General features: G+C 68.7%; 24 protein-coding genes. 10 read left to right on the top strand and 14 right to left on the bottom strand.

All coding sequences use genetic code 11. The annotated features are described in order from the left end of the window. Positions 1-23: 23 nt before the first annotated feature. Positions 24-554: a hypothetical protein gene (locus AC1DH3_RS14585; RefSeq protein ID WP_441419070.1), complete on the bottom strand. Its 531-nt coding sequence runs from the start codon at positions 552-554 to the stop codon at positions 24-26. A gap of 224 nt (positions 555-778) precedes the next feature. Between AC1DH3_RS14585 and AC1DH3_RS14580 the strand changes: the two genes are divergently transcribed. Then, complete coding sequence (locus AC1DH3_RS14580) at positions 779-1,276, top strand: DUF6328 family protein (protein WP_476909618.1); 498 nt, start codon at positions 779-781, stop codon at positions 1,274-1,276. 44 nt (positions 1,277-1,320) lie between these two features. After that, a complete protein-coding gene (locus tag AC1DH3_RS14575; RefSeq protein WP_476893444.1) occupies positions 1,321-1,983 on the top strand; it encodes a DUF6766 family protein in 663 nt (220 codons plus the stop codon). Between the two features lie 25 nt (positions 1,984-2,008). Here the strand turns inward: AC1DH3_RS14575 and AC1DH3_RS14570 are convergent, their stop codons facing one another. Beyond that, on the bottom strand, positions 2,009-3,133 hold the full coding sequence (locus AC1DH3_RS14570) for a glycerate kinase (protein WP_476909617.1): 1,125 nt from the start codon (positions 3,131-3,133) through the stop codon (positions 2,009-2,011). Between the two features lie 153 nt (positions 3,134-3,286). On the opposite strand from AC1DH3_RS14570, the gene AC1DH3_RS14565 reads away from it, so the two are divergent. Both AC1DH3_RS14565 and AC1DH3_RS14560 read left to right on the top strand, forming a co-directional pair. Next, the gene (locus AC1DH3_RS14565; RefSeq protein ID WP_476909616.1) at positions 3,287-4,057 is read left to right on the top strand and encodes a histidine phosphatase family protein; all 771 of its coding nucleotides are present in this window, start codon (positions 3,287-3,289) and stop codon (positions 4,055-4,057) included. Further along, positions 4,041-4,934 (top strand): NAD(P)H-hydrate dehydratase, encoded by an 894-nt coding sequence (locus tag AC1DH3_RS14560; protein WP_441419075.1) that lies wholly within the window; start codon positions 4,041-4,043, stop codon positions 4,932-4,934. The genes AC1DH3_RS14565 and AC1DH3_RS14560 overlap by 17 nt, the downstream gene beginning before the upstream one ends. A 36-nt stretch (positions 4,935-4,970) precedes the next feature. Here the strand turns inward: AC1DH3_RS14560 and AC1DH3_RS14555 are convergent, their stop codons facing one another. The 5 genes from AC1DH3_RS14555 to AC1DH3_RS14535 all read right to left on the bottom strand — a co-directional run bounded on the left by AC1DH3_RS14555 (position 4,971) and on the right by AC1DH3_RS14535 (position 8,605). Continuing rightward, a complete protein-coding gene (locus AC1DH3_RS14555) occupies positions 4,971-5,771 on the bottom strand; it encodes a glycerophosphodiester phosphodiesterase family protein (protein WP_476893447.1) in 801 nt (266 codons plus the stop codon). Between the two features lie 46 nt (positions 5,772-5,817). Further along, on the bottom strand, positions 5,818-6,063 hold the full coding sequence (locus AC1DH3_RS14550; protein WP_441419077.1) for a hypothetical protein: 246 nt from the start codon (positions 6,061-6,063) through the stop codon (positions 5,818-5,820). 111 nt (positions 6,064-6,174) lie between these two features. Then, positions 6,175-6,993 carry an HAD family hydrolase gene (locus tag AC1DH3_RS14545; RefSeq protein WP_476909615.1) on the bottom strand — a complete coding sequence of 273 codons (819 nt, stop codon included), beginning with the start codon at positions 6,991-6,993 and terminating at the stop codon, positions 6,175-6,177. Between the two features lie 139 nt (positions 6,994-7,132). Then, entirely contained in the window at positions 7,133-7,630 is a 498-nt protein-coding gene (locus tag AC1DH3_RS14540; RefSeq protein ID WP_476909614.1) for a YbhB/YbcL family Raf kinase inhibitor-like protein, read from the bottom strand. A gap of 9 nt (positions 7,631-7,639) precedes the next feature. After that, on the bottom strand, positions 7,640-8,605 hold the full coding sequence (locus AC1DH3_RS14535; protein ID WP_476909613.1) for a carbohydrate kinase family protein: 966 nt from the start codon (positions 8,603-8,605) through the stop codon (positions 7,640-7,642). A 174-nt stretch (positions 8,606-8,779) separates the two neighbouring features. On the opposite strand from AC1DH3_RS14535, the gene AC1DH3_RS14530 reads away from it, so the two are divergent. Beyond that, positions 8,780-9,973: an MFS transporter gene (locus AC1DH3_RS14530; RefSeq protein ID WP_476909627.1), complete on the top strand. Its 1,194-nt coding sequence runs from the start codon at positions 8,780-8,782 to the stop codon at positions 9,971-9,973. A gap of 35 nt (positions 9,974-10,008) precedes the next feature. Here the strand turns inward: AC1DH3_RS14530 and nhaA are convergent, their stop codons facing one another. The 4 genes from nhaA to AC1DH3_RS14510 form a co-directional block, all read right to left on the bottom strand. Then, the gene (nhaA, locus tag AC1DH3_RS14525; RefSeq protein ID WP_476893448.1) at positions 10,009-11,370 is read right to left on the bottom strand and encodes a Na+/H+ antiporter NhaA; all 1,362 of its coding nucleotides are present in this window, start codon (positions 11,368-11,370) and stop codon (positions 10,009-10,011) included. 76 nt (positions 11,371-11,446) lie between these two features. Further along, positions 11,447-12,142 (bottom strand): potassium channel family protein, encoded by a 696-nt coding sequence (locus AC1DH3_RS14520; RefSeq protein WP_476893449.1) that lies wholly within the window; start codon positions 12,140-12,142, stop codon positions 11,447-11,449. Then, entirely contained in the window at positions 12,135-13,526 is a 1,392-nt protein-coding gene (locus AC1DH3_RS14515) for a TrkH family potassium uptake protein (RefSeq protein WP_476909612.1), read from the bottom strand. Before AC1DH3_RS14515 ends, AC1DH3_RS14520 begins: the two co-directional genes overlap by 8 nt. Positions 13,527-13,605: 79 nt before the next feature. After that, positions 13,606-14,400 (bottom strand): alpha/beta hydrolase, encoded by a 795-nt coding sequence (locus AC1DH3_RS14510; RefSeq protein ID WP_476909611.1) that lies wholly within the window; start codon positions 14,398-14,400, stop codon positions 13,606-13,608. Positions 14,401-14,605: 205 nt separating this feature from the next. Between AC1DH3_RS14510 and AC1DH3_RS14505 the strand changes: the two genes are divergently transcribed. Continuing rightward, the gene (locus AC1DH3_RS14505) at positions 14,606-15,712 is read left to right on the top strand and encodes a GTP pyrophosphokinase (RefSeq protein ID WP_476909610.1); all 1,107 of its coding nucleotides are present in this window, start codon (positions 14,606-14,608) and stop codon (positions 15,710-15,712) included. 37 nt (positions 15,713-15,749) lie between these two features. Here AC1DH3_RS14505 and AC1DH3_RS14500 read toward each other — a convergent pair whose 3' ends face one another. Further along, the gene (locus tag AC1DH3_RS14500) at positions 15,750-16,190 is read right to left on the bottom strand and encodes a protein-tyrosine phosphatase family protein (RefSeq protein ID WP_476909609.1); all 441 of its coding nucleotides are present in this window, start codon (positions 16,188-16,190) and stop codon (positions 15,750-15,752) included. A gap of 128 nt (positions 16,191-16,318) precedes the next feature. Between AC1DH3_RS14500 and AC1DH3_RS14495 the strand changes: the two genes are divergently transcribed. Continuing rightward, positions 16,319-16,612: a DUF4287 domain-containing protein gene (locus AC1DH3_RS14495; protein ID WP_441419084.1), complete on the top strand. Its 294-nt coding sequence runs from the start codon at positions 16,319-16,321 to the stop codon at positions 16,610-16,612. Positions 16,613-16,637: 25 nt separating this feature from the next. Here AC1DH3_RS14495 and AC1DH3_RS14490 read toward each other — a convergent pair whose 3' ends face one another. Beyond that, positions 16,638-18,161: a SulP family inorganic anion transporter gene (locus AC1DH3_RS14490; RefSeq protein WP_476909608.1), complete on the bottom strand. Its 1,524-nt coding sequence runs from the start codon at positions 18,159-18,161 to the stop codon at positions 16,638-16,640. A gap of 175 nt (positions 18,162-18,336) precedes the next feature. On the opposite strand from AC1DH3_RS14490, the gene AC1DH3_RS14485 reads away from it, so the two are divergent. From AC1DH3_RS14485 to AC1DH3_RS14475, 3 genes are all read left to right on the top strand, one after another. Next, a complete protein-coding gene (locus tag AC1DH3_RS14485; RefSeq protein WP_476909607.1) occupies positions 18,337-18,756 on the top strand; it encodes a MerR family transcriptional regulator in 420 nt (139 codons plus the stop codon). Positions 18,757-18,826: 70 nt separating this feature from the next. Beyond that, positions 18,827-19,837 carry a bile acid:sodium symporter family protein gene (locus AC1DH3_RS14480; protein ID WP_476909606.1) on the top strand — a complete coding sequence of 337 codons (1,011 nt, stop codon included), beginning with the start codon at positions 18,827-18,829 and terminating at the stop codon, positions 19,835-19,837. Positions 19,838-20,057: 220 nt separating this feature from the next. Continuing rightward, complete coding sequence (locus AC1DH3_RS14475) at positions 20,058-20,657, top strand: DUF6919 domain-containing protein (RefSeq protein ID WP_476893456.1); 600 nt, start codon at positions 20,058-20,060, stop codon at positions 20,655-20,657. A 14-nt stretch (positions 20,658-20,671) separates the two neighbouring features. Here the strand turns inward: AC1DH3_RS14475 and AC1DH3_RS14470 are convergent, their stop codons facing one another. Beyond that, positions 20,672-20,968: an antibiotic biosynthesis monooxygenase family protein gene (locus AC1DH3_RS14470; RefSeq protein WP_175322995.1), complete on the bottom strand. Its 297-nt coding sequence runs from the start codon at positions 20,966-20,968 to the stop codon at positions 20,672-20,674. Between the last annotated feature and the right edge of the window lie 82 nt (positions 20,969-21,050).

The raw sequence follows: 21,050 nt of genomic DNA, 5'->3' as shown, positions 1-21,050 counted from the left end.
GCCTTTGGCGTGTCCGCGGCGGTCTAGCCGGCGTCGAACGATTCCTTGTCTTCGCTGTCACGGTCCTTCGGTGACTTCTCATCCGGCAGGTCCGTGCCGCTGCCGTCCGGAATTCCGGCGGCGTCCTGGCCGGACTCCGAGGAGAACGGCCGGCCCGGCTCGGGCTCCTCGGTGTTGGCCGCGTCCATCTCCGCGTCCGAGGAGGGCACCGCGCCGCCGCTTTCGGCTGCCGCTTCGTTGCCCTGCTCGAATCCGGCTTCGCTGCTTTCGTTTTCCGCGTTCATCTGTTCCTCTGTTCCTCCGAAGCGTCCGGCTCCGGGTTCTCCTGCACTGTCCTGGTCTTCGGCCCCGAACTGGCTCAGGTCCGGTGTCCCCGCCGGGTAGGTTTCGCCGTCCGGGCTGTCCTGGTTGAGGCCCGCGGCATCGAAGGCCTCTTCATCGCGGGGCTGTGCAAACGTCTTCGCGTCCCCGCCTGGCAGTTCCTGCTCGGCGGTGGGGGTTCCGTAGCCGCCCGCTTCCTCTTCGATGGGGCGTCCTTGCTGGTCCTGAGTCATGTCGTTCCTCCTGCTTTCTGGCATTCGGCCGGTCGAATCTGGATGATCGGATCTGGAGTCCAGCCGCGCCCGGGAGCGCAGCCTTTCCGTGTTTTCCACCGTACCCGAAAAATCCTCAGTAAGCTTAGTACCGACCTGAATTTGTGTTTCGGGCCAAGTTGACCGCCATCCCGTGCCGGGCGCACGCAAAGGGGGTCGCAGGTGAAACTTGAAAGGGAGCGACGATGCCCAACGCCGAAGAAACCCGGAACGATGGCCGGGACGAAACCTTCGACGAGAAGATGGACCGCAACTGGGCCGAACTGCTGCAGGAGCTGCGGGTTCTTCAGACCGGCGTCCAGATCCTGGCCGGTTTCCTGCTGACCTTGCCGTTCCAATCACGCTTCGAGACGCTGGACGGGTTCCAGCTGACCCTCTACCTCACCAACGTTGTCCTGGCAGCCCTAACCACCGCACTGATCCTGCTGCCGGTGAGCGCGCATCGCCGGCTCTTCCGCAAGGGGCTCAAGGATACCCTCGTGGCCAGTGCGGACCGGATCGCGAAAGTGGCCCTGGCCGGCGTCGCACTGCTGAGCGTGGGTACTTCTGCGCTGGTCTTTGACGTGACAGCGGGACGGACCGCCGGACTTACCGCCGGCGGCGCGCTGCTGGCCGTACTGTTGATCCTGCTCGTGCTGATTCCCAACAGGCTCCGCCGCAAGACCGGACGGGGTAGGCCATGAACGGAACTGCACCTCACACGATCCACCCAGAATCGGGAGCAAGAATGCGCAAGTGGGCCAAGGAACACGGACTGCTGCTGGCGAACATCGGACTTTTCGTCGTCTTCTTCGGCGGCATGGTCATCAGCGGGGCCGCCGACTACAGCGAGGACCAGCTCGCCCACGGCCAGGCCGCCGTCGGAATCTTCGAGTATCTGGGGACCGGAGCGTTCCTGGAGGCGACCTTCGAGAACTGGGAGTCGGAGTTCCTGCAGATGGGCATGTACGTCATCCTGACGGTCTTCCTCTTCCAGAAGGGTTCCTCCGAGTCGAAGCCGATGGGGAAAAAGGCCCCGCAGGACGAGGATCCGCGGCAGGCCACGATCAAGGCGGCGACGCCGTGGCCGGTGCGCCGCGGCGGTTGGGTGCTGAAAATCTATGAGCACTCCCTCTCGATCATGTTCCTGCTGCTGTTCCTGATGTCAGTCGCGCTCCACGCGGTAGGCGGCAGCGAGGAGTACAGCCAGGAGCAGCAGGCCCATGGCCAGCCCCCGGTCACCGTGCTGGGCTACCTCGCGACGAGCCGGTTCTGGTTCGAGTCATTCCAGAACTGGCAGAGCGAGTTCCTAGCCGTCGCGGTGCTGGTCGGCGCTTCCGTGTATCTGCGGGAGAAGGGATCCCCGGAGTCCAAGCCGGTGGCCGAGCCGCACTATGAAACCGGCGCCTAGGGCGGAGGCTCTCCGGCTTCGCGGCTCAGGCCCCTTCGAGCACCTGGCTGGTGGCCCAGGCCAGGTACTTCGCGGCGTTGGCGATGGCATCGGCGGGGCTGGGCGCCACGTCCAGCAACTGGGCGGCGGCGACCACCCCGTGGCGGTCGAGGTCCTCGGGGGTGACGAGAATCCGGCCGGCGACCATGATGACCGGGATGCCCAGGTCGCGGGCAGCGTCGGCCAGGGCAATCGGCGCCTTCCCGGCCAGCGACTGGGAATCCAGGGAGCCCTCCCCGGTGATCACCAGGTCCGCGTCCGCGAGCTTCGCGGCAAGCCCGGTTAGCCCCGCGACAAGTTCAAAGCCGCCCTCCAGCGCAGCGTTGCTGAAGGCCAGGAACGACGCCGGGAAGCCGCCGGCGGCGCCAGCGCCGGGGACGTTGACGTCACGGCCGGTGGCCTGCCGCAGCACCGAGGCCCAGTTGCGCAGCCCGGCGTCGAGCACCTCCACGGCCTCCGCGTCGGCGCCCTTCTGGGCGCCAAAGACGTGCGCGGCGCCGTCGGCCCCGTAGAGCGGGTTCTGCACGTCCACTGCAATCCTGAACTTCACGGCCGCCAGCCGCGGATCCAGTCCGCTGAGGTCCACGGCGACCACGTCGCCGAGCGAGCCGCCGCCGAGCGGCACCACATTGCCGGCGGCGTCCACCGGCTTGAGGCCCAGGGCGCGCAGGGCGCCGCTGCCGCCGTCGGTCATGGCCGAGCCGCCCACGCCAAGCACAATTTCGGTGGCGCCGGCGTCCAGCGCGGCCGCGATCAGCTGTCCGCACCCGTAGCTGTGGGCCCGCAGGGCGTTGGCCGGCGTCGGCTCCATGTGTGCGAGCCCGGACGCCTGTGCCGTCTCGATGACGGCGGTCGCCCCGCCGAAGGCGTCCTGGCGGATCGCCCAGGCCGCGCCGATCGGCGCCAGAATCGGCCCGACGACGGCGTTCAGGCGCTCCTCGTACCCGGCAGCGACCGCCGCCTCCAAGGTGCCCTCGCCGCCGTCGGCCACGGGGAACTGGACGGCCTCGGCCTCGGGGTAGACGCGCAGGGCGCCCTCGGCAATGGCGGCGGCGGCCTCGGCGGCAGTCAGGGAGCCCTTGAACTTGTCAGGGGCGATCAGGATACGCATGGCTCCATCCTGCCAGCCCGCGCCGACTATTCCTTTCCGAGACAAGGCCGGGAGCGCCGGAGTAACGTGGGCACTTCCGGGCCGCCCGGGATCCTCCCGCGACGGCCGTGGCAGTTCCGGCCCGCCCCGCGGGCCGGCGAGCAGGAGGTAGCGGTGAGCAACATCGGACACACCGGCGGCAGCTTGCCGGGCATCACGGGACTCGTACTGGTCCGGCACGGGGAAAGTGAAGGCAACGTTGCCGCCACCCTCGCGCATCAGGCCGGGGCCCATGTCATAAACGTCCCGGCGCGCGACGCCGACGTCGGACTCTCGGACACCGGCCGGGAACAAGCGCTGGCGCTGGGCAGATTGCTGGCCCGCGTCCCCGAGCCGGGCCGCACCGCCGTATGGTCCTCCCCCTACGCCCGCGCCCGGCAGACCGCCGAACTCGCAGTCCAGACCGGCGGATGGCGGGTGCAGATCCGGCTGGACGAGCGGCTCCGCGACCGCGAACTCGGCATCCTGGACATGCTGACCTCCGCGGGCGTGGAGGCGCGGCTGCCGGAGGAAGCCCAGCGACGGCGGTGGCTGGGGAAGTTCTACTACCGGCCGCCGGGCGGCGAATCATGGGCCGACGTCGTGCTGCGGCTCCGCTCGCTGCTGGCCGACCTGGATCGTGACCATGCCGGGGAAGAGGTTCTGCTGGTCTGCCACGATGCCTTGATCGTGCTGTTCCGCTACATTCTGCAGGGCCTCTCGGAGTCCGAGCTGCTGGACATTGCCGCCACGACCAGCATTCTGAACGCCTCCGTCAGCCGCTTTGTCCGCACCGACGGGACGGGGGCGTGGGAGCTCGAGAGCTTCAACATGGCAGACCATCTGGCGGAGCAGGGCGTTCCCGTCACCGAGCACGCAGGGGACGCCGATGTCCACCCGCGCTAAGTCATCGCCCGCGGTGCAGCTGACACCCACTCTGCTGCGCGGCTGGCCGCTGCCCGGCGGCGGCTCCGGCAAGGACGACCGCGGTTCGGTGCTGGTGGTGGGAGGCGCCCGCAAGACGCCGGGGGCCGCCCTGCTCGCCGGCGTCGCGGCCCTGCGCTCCGGCGCCGGCCGGCTGACCCTGGCGGTGGCAGAGTCGACGGCGGTGCAGCTGGCGGTGGCATTCCCGGAGTCCGGCGTCGTGGGGCTGCCGGAAACGGGCCACGGATCGGTTAAGGGCTCCGGGGCGTCGCTGCTGGCAGACGAGGCCGGCGCCGCTGACGCCATCCTCGTCGGACCCGGCCTGGACGACAAGGACGAGACCCTGTCGTTGCTGCGGGCGCTGCTGCTGCCGGGCCGGTCGCGGCCGAAGCGCGGACCCGCCGTCGTCCTCGATGCCTATGCACTGGGCTGCCTGCCCGAACTGGCCGGCGAACTGCAGCCCTGGGCCGGCCGGCTGATCCTGACCCCCAACGTCACCGAAGGCGGCATCCTGTTGGGCCGGGACATTGAGGATCTTCAGCGGGACGTGCCTCGGATCGCCGACAAGTACCAGGCGGTGGTGAGCTGCCAGGGGGTGATCGCGGAGCCCGGCGGGAACCTCTGGGAAATCACCACCGGACACAGCGGCCTGGGCACCTCCGGAAGCGGCGACGTACTGGCCGGAGCCATCGCCGGCCTGCGGGCCCGCGGGACCACCGATGCGCAGGCCGCCTGCTGGGGCTCCCATCTGCATGCCGCTGCCGGCGACCGGCTGGCGAGCAGGCTGGGCGGACTCGGCTATCTGGCGCGCGAGCTCTGCGATGAGCTGCCGGCGCTGATGGTGGAACTCAGCAGTTAAGCGGTGCGCGCGGCCGCCGTTGGTCAGGGCAGGGCCTCAGTCCGGCCACTGCCCGCGTTCCTGCAGGACGGCCTTCAGCACGTCCGCGCGGTCGGTGACGATCCCGTCGACGCCGAGGTCCAGCAGGCGGTGCATCTCGGCCGCCTCGTTGATGGTCCAGACATGGACGTGCAGGCCGTGGCGGTGGGCGCGGCGGACGAACCCGGCCGTCACCACGGGCACGGCCCCGTAGCGGACCGGCACCTGCAGGGCGTGCACGTCGTGGAGCGCACGTGCCGTCACCCGGCGCAGCAGTGTCGCCGGGAGCAGCGGCCCCAGCAGCACGAAGAGGGCGTTGGAGGCCATGCCGGCGGAACTTGCGGCGGGCCGGCTCAGGCGGCGCAGCACGGCGCGCCGGCGGCGGTCGGAGAAGCTCGCGATCAGGACGCGGTCATGCAGGCCATACTGCTCGATCGCCGCGGCCAGGGTGGCCACCGAGTTCCAGTCCTTGACGTCGAGGTTCAGCCGGACCTCCGGAAACTCCGCGACCAGCTCCTCCAGCAGCGGGATCGGCTCGGTGCCGGCGATCCTGGCCCGGGCCACCGTTTCGGCCGGGAGCTCGGAAATCCGGCCGCTGCCGTCCGTGACCCGGTCGAGGGTTTCGTCGTGGAAGAGCAGCAGGACGCCGTCGGCGGTGGTGTGCACGTCCGCTTCCAGGTAGCGGTAACCGAGTGCGACGGCGGCGCGGAAGGCGGCCATCGAGTTCTCGGCGCCCTCGGGCGAGAAGCCGCGGTGGGCCATCGCCACGGGCGCGCCGGCAGCGCCGCCGGGGGCGAGGAAGGGGTGCGGGAGGGTCACTCTTGAAGCGTACCGGAGCCGGGCCGGCCGTTGCCGGAACGCGGGCTCAGGAGCCGTGGGGCAGGATCTCCACCCCGTCGCTGCAGTGCAGCAGTGTCCGGCCGCCGCCGTCGAGGTCCACCCACACAGTGGTGTGGTCCGGCGTCACCGCGTCGACGAACCCGCCGGTCTCGAACCCGGGCGTGAGCCGCACCCGGACCCGGTCGCCCTGGCGCAGGCTCTTCCAATGCGCGTCGGGATCCACCCGTCGGAGCGGCTGGTCATCAGTATGTCGGTTGCCGTACCTGGCCATGATTGCCCCACCATCAGTCAAGAGATCCGTTCGGTCACGCCAGCCTAGGCGGCCAAGGTGAACGGCAGTTGTCCGTCAGCTGGGAATCCCGTGTCCGCCGGGCGGCGTGGGTTACGGGAGCCGGACGCCCAGCTCGGCGAGCTTGGCTTCGAGGATCTGGGCCACGCCGTCGTCGTCGAAATGCGGTGCCTGCTGGCCGGCCGCACGGATGGCTTCCGGGTGTCCGCTGGCCATGGCGTAGCCGTGCCCGGCCCAGCGCAGCATCTCGATGTCGTTGGGCATGTCGCCGAAGGCCACGACCTCCTGCGCCTGAACGCCCAGGGACGCCGCGTATTCGGCGAGGGTCACGGCCTTGTTGACGACGGGCAGCGACAGCTCCAGCAGCGCGATGTTGGGGGCCGAGTGTGTGGCGGCGGCCAGATGCGCGACAGCGGGCGAAACCTCGGCGAGGAACTCATCCGCGGTGCCTTCCCGGACGACCGCGAGGAACTTCACGACGGCGTCGTCGGCGCGGAGCGTGTCCTGCAGCGGGGCGGGCGTGAATTCGGCGAGCAGTCCGCTGGAACCGGTACCCAGGAACCCGGGTTCCAGGTGGAAGCCGGTGAGGGTTTCCGCGGCGAACAACGCGGAAGGACGCAGCCGCTGGATGATTCGGCGGGCTTCGAAGACGGCGTCGAGCTCCAGGGCCCGGGCGGACACCATACGGTCGGCCTCCAGGTCCCACACCACCGCGCCATTGGAGCAGATCACGGTTCCGGTGTGGCCGAGTTGTTCCTGCAGGGGGTGCAGCCAGCGCGGCGGACGGCCGGTGACGAACACCAGTTCCACCCCGGCGTCGCGGCAGGCGTGGAAAGCGCGCACGGTCCGGTCGCTGATTTTGCCGTCGTGGCCCAGGATCGTTCCGTCAATATCACTTGCTACCAGCCGCATACTGCCAGTCTACGTTGGCCGCGCCCGCGCCATTTCGACGGTTCCCTGCCCGCAGGGTGGTTGGAATCGTCGAGGGCGCAGGGAAGCGTCGAAACGGGGGACGCGGATGGGCTGGTTCCGCTGCATACGACGACGCCGGTCAGTGCCGTTCGTACAGTCCGGTCAGGCTCGCCCGGGCCAGGGTGTGCGGGCCGAGCTTGGCTTCCAGCTTGGCCGGGGATGCGCCGGCGTCGAGCCCGGACTTTTCCACGTTCAGGGCGTGCACCGTGATGACGTAGCGGTGCGGGCCGTGGCCCTTGGGCGGGGCGGCCCCCAGGTAGCCGGCGGAACCGCCGTCGTTCCGGAGCTGGAAGGCGCCCAGCGGCAGGCCGCCGCCGTGCCGCGACCCCGCCCCCGCGGCCAGCGAGGTGACGTCCGCCGGGATGTCCAGCACGGCCCAGTGCCAGAAGCCGCCGTGGCCCGGCGCGTCGGGGTCGAACACCGTGACGGCGTAGCTTCGGGTGCCGGCCGGAGCGCCGCTCCAGTGCAGCGGCGGCGATTCATCCTTGCCGCCGGGACCGGTAGCGGCGCCGCGCTGGGCCGCCGGCAGGATCTGGCCGTCCTCGAAAGTGTCGCTGCTTAGGTTGAAGGCTGCCATGGCTTCCTCTCAATTGCTGGTTAGGCCCGCACTTTCCGGGCCCAGTTCCATCCGGTTCAGTTCGGCCCGGGTGGGCGGGTTGGCCCCGGCGCGGGAGACCGTAACGGCGGCCGCCGCGGCGGCGTGGCCCAGGAGTTCGCGCAGGCTCCCGGCGGATAGCTCGCGCAGCTCCTTGCGGTTTTGGGCCCCGTTGAGGCCCAGGTCCACGACGCCGGAGAGCAGCGCGGCCATGAAGGAATCCCCGGCGCCGACGGTGTCCGCCACCTTCACCGACGGGGCCGCGACCTGCGCCTCGCCGGCGGCGTTGACGGCCCACGGTCCGGCCGCGCCGCGCGTGACCACCACCATGGCGGGGCCCTCCGAGCCGCCGAGCGAGAGCCACCGGCGGGCCGAATCCAGCGGATCAACGCCGGGGTAGAGCCATTCGAGGTCCTCGTCGGAGGCCTTGACCACGTCCGCGAGCGTGACAAACTTTTCGGCCTGGTGGCGGGCGTAGTCGGCGTCGGTAATGATGCTGGGCCGGCAGTTGGGATCGAAGCTGATGGTCGCCGAAGGATGGGCATGCTCGACGGCGGCAAGCACCTCCGCGGCACCCGGCGCCAGCATCGTGGCAATCGAGCCGGTATGCAGCAGCGTGCTGCCCTGCAGCATGAACGGCAGCCGGTCCGCGAGGCCGGGGAGCTCCCAGGCGAGGTCGAAGGTGTAGCTCGCGGCGCCGTCGTCGTCAATCAAGGCGGTTGCCACCGACGTCGGCAGTTCGTCCGGACCCAGCGGGAGCAGCACCGAACTGGACTTGAGGTGCGCCGCGACGGATTCCCCGTAGGCGTCCCGGCCGTAGCGGCCGATGAACTGCACCGGGTGGTCCAGCCGGGCCAGGCCCACCGCGACGTTCAAGGGGCTGCCGCCGACGTGGGCCTGGATACCTGAGGAGCGCTGGACAACATCAACCAGGGCCTCACCAATGACTGTGAGCATGGTCATACTCTGCCAGAGAACGCCGCCCGGCGCCGCTCCAACCGGTGTTTTGGTTCGATACCCCCAGGGGTATAGCCTTAAGGAGTGCCCACCCCTGACACCCAGCCCTCGCCCCGCCGCGCCGGCGCGCCCGGCGCCGTGATACTGGGGCTGCGCCAAAATATTGCCCAGTTCATGCTGCTCGTTGCGGTCAACGCCCTCGTCGGGGGCACCCTCGGCCAGGAACGCACCGTGCTGCCGCTGCTCGCCAGCGACGTGTTCCATCTCGACAAATACACGAGCGCCCTGACTTTCGTCCTGGCCTTCGGACTGGCCAAGGCAGCCACCAACTACTTCGCCGGGACGCTCTCGGACCGCTATGGGCGCAAGCCGGTGCTGGTGGCCGGCTGGCTGATCGCGCTGCCCGTGCCGCTGCTGCTGATCTTCGGCATCAGCTGGTCCTGGATCGTGGCCGCCAACGTGATCCTGGGCATCAGCCAGGGCCTTACCTGGTCCACCACGGTGGTCATGAAAATGGACCTGGTCGGCCCGAACCGGCGCGGCCTCGCGATGGGATTCAACGAGGCCGCGGGCTACCTTGGCGTGGCCGGCACGGCCCTGGTTACCGGCTACCTCGCGGCGTCCTACGGCCTGCGGCCGGCGCCGTTCCTGCTCGGCGCCGCCTACATCGCCCTGGGGCTCGGCCTGTCCGTGCTCGCCGTCAAGGAAACGCACCACCATGCGAAAACCGAGGCCGCAAACCACGTCGACGCGCACAGCGGTGCCGGCGCGGCGCTCAGCACCCGCGAAATCTTTACCCTGACCAGCTTCCGGGACCGCTCGCTCTCCTCGGTGAGCCAGGCCGGGCTGGTCAACAACCTCAACGACGGCCTGGCCTGGGGCCTGTTCCCGGTTCTCTTCGCCGGCGCCGGCCTCTCGATCGAGCGCATCGGCATCCTCGCCGCGGTATACCCGGCGGTTTGGGGAGCGGTGCAACTTATCACCGGCGCCGCCTCAGACCGGCTGGGGCGCAAGTGGCTGATCGCGGGCGGCATGTTTATCCAGGCCGTGGGCCTGGCCATCGTGGCGGCCGGCCATGGCTTCGAAATTTGGCTCCTCGCGGCCGTCCTGCTCGGCGTGGGCACGGCGATGGTCTACCCCACCCTGCTGGCGGCCATCGGCGATGTGGCCCACCCGCAGTGGCGGGCGCGTTCGGTCGGCATCTACCGCTTGTGGCGCGACGGCGGCTTCGCCGTGGGCGCGCTGCTGTCCGGGATACTCGCGGACGCCTACGGCGTTCCGGTGGCGATCGCCGTCGTCGCCGCTTTGACGGCGGCGTCCGGGCTCGTCGTCGCGGTACGGATGCGCGGCACCGACCACCGCGCCTAGCGCCGGCCCGCGCCGGTTCAGCGCTCCGCGCAGGTTCAGCGCTCCGCGCCGCCCTCCTGGTAGACGTCGGGAATCCCGTCATTGTCCGAGTCCCGCCGCTCCTCTTCCTCCGCCTGCCGGTACTGCCGGTTGCGGGTGCGGAGCACCACGCTCGCCAGCAGGGCGGCCAGCAACGACGCCGCCAGGATGCCGACCTTGGCGTGGTCGTCATGGACGCTGCCATTGCCGAAACTGAGCTCCGCTACCAGCAGCGACACGGTGAAGCCGATCCCGGCCAGGATCGAGACGCCGAACACGTCGATCCACTTGAACGAGTTGTCCAGCCGCGCCTTGGTGACCTTGGTGAGCAGCCAGGTGGTGCCCAGGATGCCGGCCGGTTTGCCCAGGACGAGGGCCAGGATGACGCCCACGGCGACCGGGTCCGCCAGCGCCGAGCCCAGCCCGCCCCAGCCGCCCACGGCAACGCCGGCGGAGAAGAAGGCGAAGACCGGCACCGCGACGCCGGCCGAGATCGGCCGGAACCGGTGCTCGAAGATTTCCGAAAGCCCCGGTCCGGCTTCCGGTCCCCCGCTGGCCTGGGAGCGCAGCACCGGGATCGCGAAGCCGAGCAGGACGCCGGCCACGGTCGCGTGGATGCCCGAGGCATGCACCAGGGCCCAGGTGGCCAGGCCGAGGGGCAGCAGGATGAACCACGCCGCGGGGGCCTTCAGCCCGAAGAAGCGGCGGTACCGGTGCGCCAGGTAGGTGTACAGGCCCAGCGGCAGCAGGGCCAGCAGCAGGGGGGCAAGCTGGAGGTCGCTGGAGTAGAACACGGCAATGATGGTGATGGCGATCAGGTCATCCACCACGGCGAGGGTGAGCAGGAAGATCCGCAACGCACTCGGCAGGTGCGAGCCGATGATCGCGAGGACCGCGACGGCGAAGGCTATGTCCGTGGCGGTGGGGATCGCCCAGCCGCGCAGCGTTTCCGGACTGCCGAGGTTGACGACGGCGTAGATCACCGCCGGGATGATCACCCCGCCGGCGGCCGCGGCAACCGGCACGATCGACTTGTCCAGCTGGCGAAGATCGCCGGCCACGAACTCGCGTTTGAGCTCCAAGCCGACCAGGAAAAAGAAGATGGCGAGCAGTCCGTCTGCCGCCCAGGCGCCCAGGCTGAGGTCCAGGTGCCAGGGTTCGTAGCCGATCTTGAAGTCGCGGAGCGCAAAGTAGCTCTCCGACGCCGGCGAGTTGGCCCAGATCAGCGCGGCGACGGCCGCGAACACGAGCAGGGCTCCGCCGACGGTTTCCTTACGGAGGATTTCGCCGATGCGCAGGGATTCGGCGTAACTGCCGCGACCGAAGATGGTCAGGCGCGGCGTGCCGGCCTGGGGCGCGGGAGGAGGTGTGTGGCTCATGCGGAAGTCCTAAAATTTGGGTCGACTGAACTATGCCGACCAGACTTCCCGGCGCACCAGATCCCAGTCTACTTGCCTACGGCATCGTGCTGAATCGTTCCGCCTGTGACTTGGCACCCTGGACGATGATCTGGTCCTCCTCATAGAGGACCGTTTGCGCCGTGGTGTGGCCCCAGATCCCGCCGGGGCGCTTGACGGCCACCACGGTCACGCCGAATTTCTCCCGCAGTCCCACGACCCCGAGCGGGCGGTCCCGGACGATAGCCGGAGGGCCCGTCCGGATCATCACAAAATCGTCCTCGAATTCCACGTAGTCGAGGATGGAGCCGAGGACCAGGTGGGCCACCCGCCTGCCCATGTCATGCTCAGGCCGGATCACGTGCTCGACGCCGAGCTGGGCGAGGATTTCGGCGTGCGGCTCGCTGATTGCCTTCGCCCAGATCTGCGGGCGCTGGAATTTCAGCAGCCGCGAGGTGGTCAGGATGCTGGCTTCAATGTCGGAGCCGATGCCCACCACCGCGCGGTCAAACTCGTGCACGGACAGCTGGCGCAGCACCTCCTCCTTAGTCGAATCGGCCCTGACCACATGGGTGAGGCGCCCGTTGAAGGACTGGACAATTTCCTCGCTGGCGTCCACCCCGAGGACCTCGGTCCCCTGGGCCTCGAGCTCCAGGGCCAGGGAGCCGCCGAAGCGGCCGAGCCCAATGACCACCACCGAGGACGCCTTGGTGCTGGCGGCCGCAGTGCGGGCGGCAAAAATGTTCTTAGCCAATGAGCGGCCTTTCCTTGGGGAATTCGTAAAGCAGGGGCCGTTCGCGCAACGCGAGGGCGGCGCCGAGGGTCACCGGCCCCAGCCTGCCGACGAACATTAGCAGGATCAGGACCAGCTGGCCGGCCGGCGGCATGGCGGCGGTGATGCCCGTGGACAGGCCCACCGTCGCGAAGGCGGAGACAACTTCGAAAAGGATCCGCTCCTGGCCAAAGTCGGTAATGAGCATCAGGAACATGGTGGATCCGACCACCAGGGCGATCGCGAGGAGCACCACGGTGATCGCCTGGCGGTGGACGGCCCGGGAGAGCCGTTTCCCGAAGATGTTCACGGCCGTGCCGCCCTGGAGTTCGGTGCTGAGGATGAAGAAGAGCACGGCGAAGGTGGTGATCTTCAAGCCGCCGGCGGTTCCGGCCGGGCCACCGCCGATGAACATCAGGATGTCCATGCCGAGCCAGGACACGGGATGCATCTGCGAGATGTCGATGCTGTTGAAGCCGGCGGTGCGGGTGATGGCGGACTGGAAGAAGCCGGCGAGCACGCGGTCACCGGCCGGCAGCGCGCCGAGTGTGGCCGGGTTGGTCCACTCCACCGCGGTCAGGAAAACGGTCCCGCCGGTGAGTAGCACCGCCGAGCCGACCAGGACCAGTTTCGTGTTCATGCCCCAGAAGATCGGGCGCCGGTACTGCCGGACCAGTTCAAAGAGGACAGGGAAACCAAGGCCGCCGATGATCACCGCCGCGGCAATCGGAAGGCACACCCAGGGGTCGCCGACGAACCCCATCAGGTTGTCCGAATACAGGGCGAAGCCGGCGTTGTTAAAGGCTGACACCGCATGGAAGATGCCACGCCATACGGCCTCGCCGGGCGGGTAGCCGTAGCCGGCCATGAAGCGGGCCGCGAGAATCACGGCCAACAGCGCTTCCACGATCAGGCTGATGCCGAGGACCCCCACCAGCACCCCGCGGACGTCGCCGAAACCGGTGCTTTTGGTCTCCGCGGCGGCGGACAACCGGGATTTCAGGCCCAGCCGACGGGCGGTCAGGACCCCGAGCAGGGTGCCGAAGGACATCACGCCGAACCCGCCGATCTGGACCAGCACGAGGATGACCACCTGGCCGAAGCCGCTCCAGAACACGGGCGTGTCCACGGTGCTCAGGCCTGTCACGCAAACGGCTGAGGTGGCCGTGAAGAGGGCTTCCAGGAAGGTGGCCCCGCCGTCGCCGGTCTTCGCCACCGGCAGGGACAGCAGTCCGGTCCCCGCGGCGACGGCGCCGGCAAAGCCAAGGACGATCACCTGGGCGGGATGGCTGGGCGCGAAGGCGCGCGCGAACCTGGTGAAGCCCGCCACGGGGGCACGGAGCACCGCGGGAACTTTCACATGCATGGGGCCACGCTATCACCGGCGCCGGGCTGCTTCGCCGGGCCTATTCGGGTGGCCGCTCCCCGGGGCCGCCTCGGCCGGTTCAGCCCAGCAGTTGCTGCACGAGCTCGCGGCATTTCCGGTAGGCGGCCGCCTTCGGGTCGATCAGCGCAAAGTGGTCGCCGGGGACCTTGAGGAACTGGACCGGGGCGCCGCAGGCCTTGGCCGCGGCCGAGTAGGCCTCGGACTGGCTCATCGGCACAGTATCGTCCTCGGTGGTGTGCACGGCGTACACCGGAACCCGCAGCGGCACGGCGCTCATCGGGTCGGCGAACTTATGCCGTTTGGGGTATTTTTCCGAGGAACCGCCCAGGAAGTTGCTCACCGCGCCGTTGCTCAGGTTGAGCCGCTCCGCCTCGGCCAGGTTCAGCAGCCCGGACTGGCTGACGACACCGGTAAGGTGCACCGCGCCGTCGTCGTCCTTGCGCTGCAGCTGGCGGTCCGCGTCCGGGGCGCCGAGCTGGCCAAGCCGGCTGCGGCCGGCCGCCCAGACGGCCAGGTGCCCGCCGGCCGAGTGGCCAAGCGCGACGACGCGGTCCAAGCCGAGGCCGTGTTCGTCGGCGATGTCGCGCAGCTTGTCGATTCCGGCGAGGACGTCCGCGAAAGTGTGCGGCCAGCCTCCGCCGTTGCCCGCCCGCCGGTACTCCAGGTTCCAGGCGGCCACGCCGTGCGCAGCGAGGTCCTTGGCCAGCGGTTCGCCGAGTTCGGCGCCGTACTGCGAACGCCAATAGCCGCCGTGGATCACCACCACCACGCCCCTGGGCTCGGCCGCGTCCGGGAGGAAAAGTTCCCCCCACTGGCTCGGGTCGTCGCCGTAGTGGTACTTCTGCCGCTTCACTGTGTCCTCCTTGGGGCCCGGTGAACAGGCAGCGACCGCCCCCAGTGTCGCCGCCGCTGCGGCCGCCAATAGAGTCCGACGCCGCACATCAGCCATCTGCAGAGCCTACCTTGGGCGCCGCGCGGCGCCGTTGAAGCCGGCGCTGTATTGCCGCCACACGGTGACGGGCCGGCTGGCTGTCACAGCTGCGCCGTAAGCTAGGCCCATGGCTAGCAACTGGGAGCGCCTTGACCCCGCGCTGCGCGAATCCGTGCAGGACAACGTGGAACTCTATGAGCGGGTCCGTCCTGCCCTGAAACTGGTCACCCGCGAAGTGCTGCTGACGCTGCGTGCCATGCTCAAGGGCACCGAGGTGACGCCGCTGTTCGTGACCGGCCGGACCAAGACGGTGGAGTCGTTCCGCGAGAAGATTTCCCGCATTGAGGAACCGCTGGAGCCGGGCGGGCCGCCGGTGCTGAAATTTCCGGACCCGTTCCGCACGCTCAATGACATGGTCGGCATCCGCGTCATCACCAAGCTCCCGGCCGAAAACGCCGTCGTCGCCAACCTGATCAAGCGCCAGCGCCAGCTCTTCGACTGCCGCGGCGACCGCGAGAAGGACATCGGCTCGATCGAGTCCGGAACCTACGGCTACTCCAGCCGGCACCTGATCCTGCGGACCATCCAGAATGATGCCGTCAAGGAGTACCAGCAGGCCTTCAACCCGGAGGTGCAGCCCAACGGCAGCTACTTCTTCGAATGCCAGATCCGGACGGTCTTCGCGCACGCCTGGAGCGAAATCGAGCACGACATCCGGTTCAAGGCCGAGGATCCGCGGGCATGGACCCCGCATTTCGACCGCCAGTTCACCGCCACGGCCGCCATGTTGGAGACCGTGGAGGGCGCCTTCGCGGACCTGCATGAGCGCTACGAGGAGGTCCGCAGCTACTGGGACATGGACGGTGAGGGCGCCGCGCAGCTCACCCCGAACCGGATCCGGGACGTCTGGCGGACACTGCTGCCGCACGTGGACCGCAAGGTCGACGACGACTGGGGCTGGGCCGCCGAGTTGATGGCCGCGCACGGCTTGAACCAGACCGTGCAGCTCGCGGGCCTGCTCAGCGCCAACCGGATCACCGAGGTCCGTAGGGCCCTGGACCACCGCTACTCCCCCGGCCCAGACCGGCTGCTGGACGACCTGCTGCTGTGGCAGTACGGAACGGCGCACATCGACCTCACCGCGGAACCGGCCGACGCCGTCCCGCACCCGCGGCGCGACAGCCTGCTGCGCCGGCTCAAGCAGATCGAGCGCTACCGGCTGACGCAGGGCTAGGGCTGGGGAATCGGCGCCTCGCCGATGCGTTTGCGGCTTAGGAAACTGACCCGCCAAAGCGCCTGACGTAGCGACGCTGCCAGGGCGTCTCCACGGCGGTGCGCCGGTAGTTCCGCCGCACGAAGGCGACAGCTTCGGCGGGCGGGACGCCGTCGAGCACCGCGATGCAGGCAAGAGCGGTGCCAGTCCTGCCCCGGCCTGCCCAGCAGGCCACCTCGACCCGCTCCGTCTCCGCGCGCCGCCACGCCTCCCGGAAGGCGTCTAGGGCATCGGCGTCGTCGGCGGGAACATGCAGGTCCCGCCAGCGGACCCAGCGGGAGTCCCACTCCGTCGGATGCGGGCGACTGCCCAGCAGGTACAAGCCGAATTCGGGCCGTGGACCGGACGGGAACGGCGCCAGCAGGCCCCGGCCACGGATCAGGCGTCCGGAAGGAAGACTGAGCACACCGGGTTGACCCGGTTCCCATGTCTGCGCCATAGTCCCGAGCGTAGCCCCTCCCGGTACCCGGTTGAAGGACCGCAAATTAGGGCCAGACGGGTCTGGCGGTAACCGATCCCGGTCCTTAGAGTGGCCGGAACTCAAGAACCGCTGAAGGGAATCCAAGGATGTCATTCCAGGCGTACCTCGACACGATCGAGGACAAGACCGGGCTTACTCCCCGCCAGCTCCTCGAGCTCGCCCGGCAGAAGGGCTTCGCGGACGCGCCCGCGCAGGCCGGGGAGATCCTCGACTGGCTGAAGACGGATTACGGGCTGGGCCGCGGCCACGGGATGGCACTCGTCCACGTCATCCGGCAGGGCCCCGGCATCAGCAGCAAGCACGTTGGCGCCACCGGCGCGCACAGCGACGAGTCTGACACGCTCTGGCTCGACGGGAAGGCGTCCAAGCCGTCCTCGTAGCGCCCCGGTTCCTAGTGCCCGGTTCCTAGTGCCCGGCGCCGAGCTTGCCGCCGAGGCGTTCGCGCATGTGGACGCTGGCGTCGTTGAGGCCGACGACCAACACGTCCTTGCCGTGTTGGTGGTACTTCTCGGTGATGGCGTCCAGCGCCGCGATGGTGGAGGCATCCCACAGATGTGAGGCATGCAGGTCGATGACCACGCGCTGGGGGTCCAAGGCGTACTCGAACTGGGTATAGAGGCCGTTTGAGGAAGCGAAGAAGAGTTCCCCGTCGACCCGGTAGGTGGCGACGGGGCCGCCGTCGACCTCTGCCACGGTGCGGTGCACGGTAACGAAGTGAGCGACCCGGCGGGCAAACATCACCATCGCGACCAGCACCCCGACGCCGACGCCGATCGCCAGGTTGTGGGTGGCGACGGTGACGATGACGGTGGCGACCATGACGGCGGTTTCGCTCTTGGGCATCATTTTCAGGGTCCGTGGACGGATACTGTGCCAGTCGAAGGTGGCCACGGAGACGAACATCATCACAGCAACGAGCGCGGCCATCGGGATCAGCGAGACGATGCCGCCCAAGGCCACCACCAGGATCAGCAGGAAGACACCGGCCAGGAAGGTGGAGATCCGGGTGCGGGCGCCGGAGGCCTTCACGTTGATCATGGTCTGGCCGATCATTGCGCAGCCACCCATACCGCCGAAGAACCCGGTGACGACGTTTGCCACGCCCTGGCCCCAGGCCTCCCGGGTCTTGTGCGAGCGGGTGTCCGTGATGTCATCGACCAGTTTGGCGGTCATCAGGGATTCGAGCAGCCCCACGAAGGCCATGGCGAGGGCGAATGGGAAGATAATTTGCAGGGTCTCGAGCGTGAAAGGCACGTTCGGGATGAAGAGCGCGGGCAGCGAATCGGGCAGTGCGCCCTTGTCCCCCACGGTAGGGACGGCGACGGCGGCGAACACCGTGATGAGCGTCAGCGCCACGATAGCGACGAGCGGGGCAGGGACTGCCTTGGTGAGCTTGGGAAGCCCGAACACGATCAGCAGCCCCAGCGCCGTCAACGGGTAGACCAGCCACGGGACGCCGATCAACTCCGGCAACTGCGAGAGGAAAATCAGGATGGCCAGCGCATTGACGAAGCCCACCATCACCGAGCGCGGGATGAAGCGCATCAGCTTGGCAACCCCGGAGAGTCCCAGGATGATCTGGAACAGGCCGGCCAGGATCACCGCGGCGACTAGGTAGTCCAGCCCATGGGACTTCACCAGCGGGGCGATCACCAGGGCGACGGCTCCGGTCGCAGCCGAAATCATTGCCGGCCGGCCGCCGACGAAGGAGATGGTGACGGCCATGGTGAAGGACGCGAAGAGCCCGATTCGCGGATCGACGCCGGCGATAATCGAGAAGGCGATCGCCTCCGGGATCAGGGCCAGCGCGACGACGAGTCCGCCCAGGACCTCTGTCTTCAGCCGCCGAGGGGACAGCAGGGCGCCCCGGACCGATTGCAGCTGTTCGGGAGTGAAGGCCGGGGAATTCCCGGCGGTTTTGACGGCCATCGCTGGCTCCGTTCAGGGTCAGGAGGCGCGGCAGGGCCCCTCAGTTGCGAAGAATGCGGGGGCGCAGCACTGCGCCGGCAGGGAGCGGGACCGGCCTTGGCGGTCGCACCACTCCCCACAAACCCTACCCTAACGTGATGGTAGAGTTTCAACCGGACGAAGGAAGGGGTCCCCATTGACGGACGCGAGCCGCAGCACCATGCACATCGGCGAACTGGCAGAACGCACCGGACTGTCCTTGCGGACTATTCGCCATTACGACGACGTCGGGCTGCTCCCCGCGACGGCCCGCACCGGGGGCGGTTTCCGGGTCTATTCCGAGGCTGACGCAGCGCGCCTGATGCTGATCAAGCAAATGAAACCGCTGGGCTTCTCCCTCGAGGAGATGGCCGAAATCCTGGGCCTGCTAAATACGGAGGCCGCCGGCCCCGCTGACACTGCTGGCGCCGACGCCCGGCTGGCTGAATTCCTGGAACGGGCCGAACACCAGCGCGCCAAGATGGCCCGCAACCTGCGCCAGGCGGAGGAGTTCATCGCCATGCTGGGCCAGCGAACCCCGTCGCCTAACCCCGCCAGCCCGGCACCGGGGCTTTAAATCTGACATACTCGTCCGCCGATTGGTCATAAAGTGGCCGCATGGCGGACGCTGGTGGCACCATGCTTGGATGCTTGAGGCAACCAAATCCCCACAGTCCGCACCGGAGTCCCGCACTGACGCGGCCAGCCCGGTCAATCCGGCCCTCGCCGCCGAGGCGAAGATCGCCCGCATTGCGGTCACCGTTTTCCCGCTCCTGGTGGTGGTGGCCGGCGTCGCCGGTTTCCTCCTGCCGGGCGCCTTCAAACCGCTCGCTCCGAGCGTGCCGTACCTGCTCGGCATCATCATGTTCTGCATGGGCCTGACCCTGACCCCGCCGGACTTCGCCTCCGTGGCGAAGCGCCCCTGGGCCGTGGTGCTGGGCATCGTGGCGCACTACGTCATCATGCCCGGCGCCGGGTGGCTGATCGCCCAGGCACTGCACCTTGAGCCGGAACTCGCCGTCGGCCTGATCCTGGTCGGCTGCGCCCCGTCGGGCACGGCGTCGAACGTGATGGCGTTCCTGGCCAAGGGTGATGTGGCCCTCTCGGTGGCCGTCGCCTCCGTGTCCACGCTGATCGCCCCGATCGTCACGCCTTTGCTCGTGCTCTTCCTGGCCGGGTCCTACCTTCAGATCGACGCCGCAGGCATGGTGCTGGACATCGTCAAAACCGTGCTGCTGCCGGTAATCGCCGGCCTGCTGGCCCGCCTGTTCCTGAAGAAGGTCGTCGCCAAGGTGCTTCCGGCGCTGCCCTGGGCCTCCGCCGTCGTCATTTCGCTGATTGTGGCAATCGTCGTGGCGGGCAGTGCGAACAAGCTCGTGGCCGCCGGCGGCATCGTCTTCCTCGCCGTGGTGCTGCACAACGGCTTCGGCCTGGGCCTGGGCTACCTGGCCGGAAAGCTCGGACGCCTGGACGACAAGGCCCGCCGCGCCCTGGCCTTCGAGGTGGGAATGCAGAATTCCGGCCTCGCGGCGACGCTGGCCACGGCCCACTTCAGCCCGCTGGCGGCCCTGCCGTCGGCCGTGTTCTCGCTCTGGCACAACATTTCCGGCGCCATCGTGGCCGCCTGGCTGGCCCGGCGCCCGCTGCGCGACGCCTGATTCCCGCCGGGGCCCTTCCCGGTTCACATCGATTGCTCCGTAACCGCCGTTTTCAAGCCTCATGACGGCGGTTACGGAGCAATCGACGTTTGACGAGCGGACGTCGATGCTCGGCAGCCGTTCCGTGACGCGGCGCGAAACCTGCCTTGCGGTGGAAGCTCGGGGTCAGCAGGATGAAGTAGACCGGATTCAATGCACGGCAGGGAGGTGGAACTCGCTCATGGACGACCAGTACACAACTGAACGGGACAGCTTCGGCAGGCTGCTGGCGGACCGGCAGGTCTGGCGGCAGGCCACCACGATCCCAGCAGCCGGCGAACTGACGGCACGCTGGCTGGAGGGCCGGAGCCAGTACCAGCCGGGAACGTTCACCCCCGGCATCGATGCGGAGACGGAGGCGATCGCCGGCCAGCTGGCGGCACTCAACCGGAACGGGCTGTTCACCAAGGAGTCGCAGCCCGGGCTCCGCGAGGGCGGCAACGTCCAGCGGGCCTACGTGACGGGCTACTGCACCCCGGAGTCGGCGGGCAGCCTTCTGGACCTCTCCTCGCGGACGGAACTGGTGACGGTGGCACACGCCCCGGGGGAAATGAGCCGCGCCTCGATTCCCGTGACACTGCAGGACGCCGAGATCGTTACCGTGCTGGGCACCAGCGAAAGCCCGATCGAAGCGGACCAGCTCAAAGACTGGTCCGCCGAGGCCAACGAATCGCTGGCGCTGGTGCTGGCCGAGTCCTGGTACGTCGAGATTTTCGACCCCGTCTGGGGCCGGGACGGTGTGCTGCTGGCTGCCGTGCTGGACGCACTGGCACAAAGCTGACGACGGCGGCTGCCTCAGCCGATGCTGGCTGCCTCGTCGAGCGTGCGCGATTCGAAGTGCTCCAGCATCTCGCGCATTGCGTCCACCCCCTGGGTGAAGGTGGCTGATGCCCGCCACTGTTCAATCTGTTCGAGTGATTCCCAGGGGCCGGTGCTGATGAACCGGTTCCTGACGTCATGGTCGTGCATCAGCACGGCCTTGGTGTTGGGATAGTCCTCCTGCGTTTTCCTCGCCAAATCCCGCCAGGCCTGGACAAAATCATTCTCGCGTCCCGGGTGGACCAGCCAGATTCCAAGCGTGTAGACAGACATGGCTGCCGCCTTCCATTCTCCGTACGGGGTTGATACCGCCGATTATGTTCCCGGGACGCGCGTGGCGGTAGGGCCGGACTGC

It is taken from the genome of Arthrobacter sp. 05L428, assembly GCF_056397665.1.
Note: the sequence above shows the minus strand (reverse complement) of the source record. Positions and strands in the feature narration are given on the sequence as shown.

Coding starts and splice junctions, on each gene's coding strand:
- AC1DH3_RS14505 (WP_476909610.1), top strand. CDS start 14,606: ATGGCTAGCAACTGGGAGCGCCTTGACCCCGCGCTGCGCGAATCCGTG.
- AC1DH3_RS14585 (WP_441419070.1), bottom strand. CDS start 554: ATGACTCAGGACCAGCAAGGACGCCCCATCGAAGAGGAAGCGGGCGGC.
- AC1DH3_RS14490 (WP_476909608.1), bottom strand. CDS start 18,161: ATGGCCGTCAAAACCGCCGGGAATTCCCCGGCCTTCACTCCCGAACAG.
- AC1DH3_RS14495 (WP_441419084.1), top strand. CDS start 16,319: ATGTCATTCCAGGCGTACCTCGACACGATCGAGGACAAGACCGGGCTT.
- AC1DH3_RS14575 (WP_476893444.1), top strand. CDS start 1,321: ATGCGCAAGTGGGCCAAGGAACACGGACTGCTGCTGGCGAACATCGGA.
- AC1DH3_RS14535 (WP_476909613.1), bottom strand. CDS start 8,605: ATGCTCACAGTCATTGGTGAGGCCCTGGTTGATGTTGTCCAGCGCTCC.
- AC1DH3_RS14530 (WP_476909627.1), top strand. CDS start 8,780: ATGCTGCTCGTTGCGGTCAACGCCCTCGTCGGGGGCACCCTCGGCCAG.
- AC1DH3_RS14560 (WP_441419075.1), top strand. CDS start 4,041: ATGTCCACCCGCGCTAAGTCATCGCCCGCGGTGCAGCTGACACCCACT.
- AC1DH3_RS14540 (WP_476909614.1), bottom strand. CDS start 7,630: ATGGCAGCCTTCAACCTAAGCAGCGACACTTTCGAGGACGGCCAGATC.
- nhaA (WP_476893448.1), bottom strand. CDS start 11,370: ATGAGCCACACACCTCCTCCCGCGCCCCAGGCCGGCACGCCGCGCCTG.
- AC1DH3_RS14515 (WP_476909612.1), bottom strand. CDS start 13,526: ATGCATGTGAAAGTTCCCGCGGTGCTCCGTGCCCCCGTGGCGGGCTTC.
- AC1DH3_RS14475 (WP_476893456.1), top strand. CDS start 20,058: ATGGACGACCAGTACACAACTGAACGGGACAGCTTCGGCAGGCTGCTG.
- AC1DH3_RS14480 (WP_476909606.1), top strand. CDS start 18,827: ATGCTTGAGGCAACCAAATCCCCACAGTCCGCACCGGAGTCCCGCACT.
- AC1DH3_RS14580 (WP_476909618.1), top strand. CDS start 779: ATGCCCAACGCCGAAGAAACCCGGAACGATGGCCGGGACGAAACCTTC.
- AC1DH3_RS14500 (WP_476909609.1), bottom strand. CDS start 16,190: ATGGCGCAGACATGGGAACCGGGTCAACCCGGTGTGCTCAGTCTTCCT.
- AC1DH3_RS14470 (WP_175322995.1), bottom strand. CDS start 20,968: ATGTCTGTCTACACGCTTGGAATCTGGCTGGTCCACCCGGGACGCGAG.
- AC1DH3_RS14545 (WP_476909615.1), bottom strand. CDS start 6,993: ATGCGGCTGGTAGCAAGTGATATTGACGGAACGATCCTGGGCCACGAC.
- AC1DH3_RS14570 (WP_476909617.1), bottom strand. CDS start 3,133: ATGCGTATCCTGATCGCCCCTGACAAGTTCAAGGGCTCCCTGACTGCC.
- AC1DH3_RS14550 (WP_441419077.1), bottom strand. CDS start 6,063: ATGGCCAGGTACGGCAACCGACATACTGATGACCAGCCGCTCCGACGG.